At 73.1% G+C, this 3,789-nt stretch carries 2 protein-coding genes; both read left to right on the top strand.

The annotated features are described in order from the left end of the window. The coding region (locus tag AB0I76_RS24885; protein ID WP_357039993.1) for an SDR family NAD(P)-dependent oxidoreductase at positions 1-2,946 on the top strand (2,946 nt) is incomplete at its 5' end. Then, positions 2,936-3,789: beta-ketoacyl synthase N-terminal-like domain-containing protein (locus AB0I76_RS24880; protein ID WP_357039990.1), on the top strand; the 854-nt coding region annotated here is incomplete at its 3' end. The genes AB0I76_RS24885 and AB0I76_RS24880, both read left to right, overlap by 11 nt.

Genomic DNA, 3,789 nt, shown 5'->3' with positions numbered 1-3,789 from the left:
GACCCCTGGCACACCCTCCTCACCAACACCGCCCACCTCCACACCCACACCACCCACCCCATCACCTGGACCCGGCTACTCCCCCCACCCCACACACAGGCAAGCCCACCCACCTACCCCTTCCAGCAGCGGCACTACTGGCTCACCGCCACCCCCGCCACGGACACCCACCACCTCGGACTGCGACCCAGCACGCACCCGATCCTGCCGGCGGCCCTGGAACTGGCCGGTACGCCGGACGTGGTCCTGACCGGTCGGCTGGGCGTCGGCGAGCAGGCTTGGCTGGCCGGGCACCGGTTCCTGGGGACAGTGCTGCTGCCGCCGACCGCGACGCTGGACCTGGCCCTGCACGGGGCGAAGCAGGTGGGGTGCGACCAGGTCGACGAGCTGACCGTCTGGGAACCGGTTGCGCCGCCGCCGCAGGGGCACGTGCGGGTCCAGGTGACCGTGACCGCACCCGACGAGTCCGGGCGGCGGCTGATCACGATTCATATGGGGACGTCGGCCGACGGCGACGCGGAGGTGGTGTGGCGGCGACACGCCACCGGGTCGCTGTCCATGTCGGGCGCCCCGGCGCCCCGTCCCGATGCCGCCTGGCCGCCATCGGGGTGGACGGCGGTCGACCTGGCCGCGCTGCGGGAGCGGGTGGCGGCGGCCGGTGGTGAGCCGGGCACCGGGTGTCCGTCCGCCGGCTGGCGGCGCGACACGGAATTCGCCGCGGAGGTACGCGTCGACAGCGGGGACGGTCACGTCCTGCACCCGACGCTGCTGGCCGCCGCGCTGCGGATGGTCGCGCCCGAGGCGGCCGGTGGCGACGACACCGTGGCGTTGCCGATGACCTGGTCCGGCGTACGGCTGCACGCGACACCCGCGACCGATCTGCGGGTCCGGCTGCGCCGGGAGGGCGCGGACGGGTACGCGCTGCTGGCCACGGACCCGGCCGGCTCTCCCGTGCTGTCGGTGGCCAAGGTGGAGTTCCGGCCGGTACGGGTCGACGACCTGGCCGACCGGGCCACCGCCCAGGGGCAGGTGTGGCGCTTGGGCTGGGCGCCGGTGACGCTGCCGGCGGGTCCCGCCGCCACTGACGGATGGGTGACCATCGGCGAGCCGGTGCCAGGCTGGGAGGTGCCCTGCCAGCCCGACCTGGACGCCCTCCGCGACGCCGTCACCGCCGGGGAGATCACCGCCCCCGAGCAGGTCATCGTGCCGCTACCCGATCACCGCACCAGCGACGAGGTGGACGTCCCGGTGGCCGTGCACCAGGCCACCGTTCAGCTCCTGCACACGCTCCAGGCGTTCCTCACCGACCCGACCTACGCCGGCACGCGCCTGACCGTCCTCACCACCGGCGCCGTGACCACCGGCGACCAGGACCAGCTGACCAACCTGCCGGCCGCCACCTGCTGGGGTCTGGTCCGGACCGCACAGACCGAACATCCCGACCGGATCACCCTCGTCGACACCGACCTGGACAGCCTGCGCGTCCTGCCCGTCGCCGTCGCCAGTGGCCAGCCGCAACTGGCCCTTCGGGCCGGCAGACCCTTCACCGCCCAACTGATCCCCGACGCCACACCGCCGGCGGCCACCCGCCCCCGGCCGGTCCCGGAACACCGACCCTTCGACTCCGACGGCACCACGCTCATCACCGGCGGCAGCGGCACCCTCGCCCGACACACCGCCACCCATCTCGCCACCCACCACGGCCTACGCCACCTGCACCTGGTCAGCCGCCAAGGCCCCCGTCATCCGGCGGCACCGGCGCTCGTTCACCAGCTCACCGGCCTCGGCGCCACCGTCACCGTCACCACCTGCGACACCACCAACCGGGGGGAGCTCGCCGAGGTGATCGGCGACATCGACCGGACCCCGCACCCCCTCGGCGCGGTCATCCACACCGCCGGCAGCCTGCACGACGCCACCCTGACCAACCTCACCCCCGACCAGCTTCACCCGGTCCTGAACCCCAAGGTCGACGCCGCCTGGCACCTGCACACCCTCACCCGCCGGCACCGGTTGACCCACTTCCTCCTCTACTCCTCCGTCGCCGCCACCCTCGGCACCGCCGGCCAGGCCAACTACGCGGCCGCGAACTCCTTCCAGAACGCCCTCGCCCACCATCGACACGTGCTCGGGCTGCCCGCCACCAGCCTCAACTGGGGCTACTGGACCGACACCAGCACCCTCACCGCCCACCTCCATGAGGGGGACCGCCAACGCCTCAAGGACACCGGCATCGCGCCGCTGTCGACCATCCACGCCCTCACCCTGCTGAACACCGCACTCAGCACCGATCACCCCGACCCCGTCACCGCCCACCTCAGCCCCGGCAACCTCCCCGCACACCTCACCCGGTCCACCACCGTCGCTCCCGCCGCCGCACCCGGCCGGTGGTCCGACCTGCTGCGCGACCGGGACGGCGCGGAGGTGCGGCGCACGTTGGCGGAGCTGATCCGCGAGCTGTTGGCGAAGGCACTCGGGCACGCCGACGCGTCGGGGATCGGGGAGAACCGGGGCTTCCTGGAGCTGGGCTTGAACTCGCTGACCGCGCTGGAGTTCCGCAACCAGCTCAGCCGGCTCACCGGCCGGCCGCTGCCCGCCACCGTCGTCTTCGATCACCCGACCCCGGTCGCGCTGGCCGCGTACCTGGCGGAGCAGCTGACGCCGCGCCAGCCCGACCCGGCCGAGCTGGCACTGGCCGAGCTGGACCGGCTGGAGAGCGCGGTACGGGCGTTGAACGGCGACGCCTCGGACGGGCGGGACGCCCTGGTCAGCCGCCTGCAAGGGCTCCTGCACCAGCTCACCGGCCCGGAGCCGGAACCGGCGACGTTCGCCGCCGACATCCTCACGGCCACGCCGGAGGAGCTGTTCCACCTGCTCGACCAGGACCTGGACGTTGAACTCACGCAGCTCGATCTCACCGGTGAGGTGGCCACGGATGGCGAATGAGGAGAAGCTGGTCGCGTACCTCAAGCGAGCCACGGCGGACCTGTACCAGACCCGCCAGCGCCTGCAGGAGGTGGAGGAACGCGCCCGGGAGCCGATCGCGATCGTCGGGATGGCGTGCCGCTACCCGGGCGGAGTGAGCTCCCCGGAGGAGCTGTGGCGGCTGCTCGCCTCCGGCAGCGACGCGATCGGCGACTTTCCCACCGACCGGGGCTGGGACCTCGCCACCCTCTACGACCCCGACCCGGACACCCGGGGCACCACGTACGTCCGGGAGGGCGGCTTCCTCTACGACGCGGGCGACTTCGATCCGGGATTCTTCGGGATCAGCCCCCGGGAGGCGCTAGCCACCGATCCGCAGCAGCGCCTGCTGCTGGAAGCCGCCTGGGAGGCCGTCGAGCGGGCCGGCATCGACCCGACCAGCCTGCGTGGCAGCAGCACCGGCGTGTTCACCGGGGTGGTCGCCCAGGACTACGGCCCCCAACTGCACGAGCGGCACCAGGCGCCGGAGGGGATCGAGGGCTACCTGCTCACCGGCAACACGTCCAGTGTGGTCTCCGGGCGGGTGGCGTACGTGCTGGGGCTGGAGGGGCCGGCCGTCACGGTGGACACGGCGTGCTCGTCGTCGCTGGTGGCGCTGCACCTGGCGGCGCAGGCAATCCGGAACGGGGAGTGCGACCTGGCGTTCGCGGGCGGGGTGGCGGTGATGACCACGCCGGACAACTTCGTGGAGTTCGCCCGGCAGCGGGGGCTCCGGAAGGTCGACGGACAACCCGTCCTGACCGGTGCCGTGGTCGGTCACCGTGCAGTGGATGACGTCGCCGCGCCGGACGAGCTGGAGATGGC

It is taken from the genome of Micromonospora sp. NPDC049799, assembly GCF_040656655.1.
Taxonomy (GTDB): Bacteria; Actinomycetota; Actinomycetes; order Mycobacteriales; family Micromonosporaceae; genus Micromonospora.
This window is presented reverse-complemented; position numbering and strand designations above follow the sequence as displayed.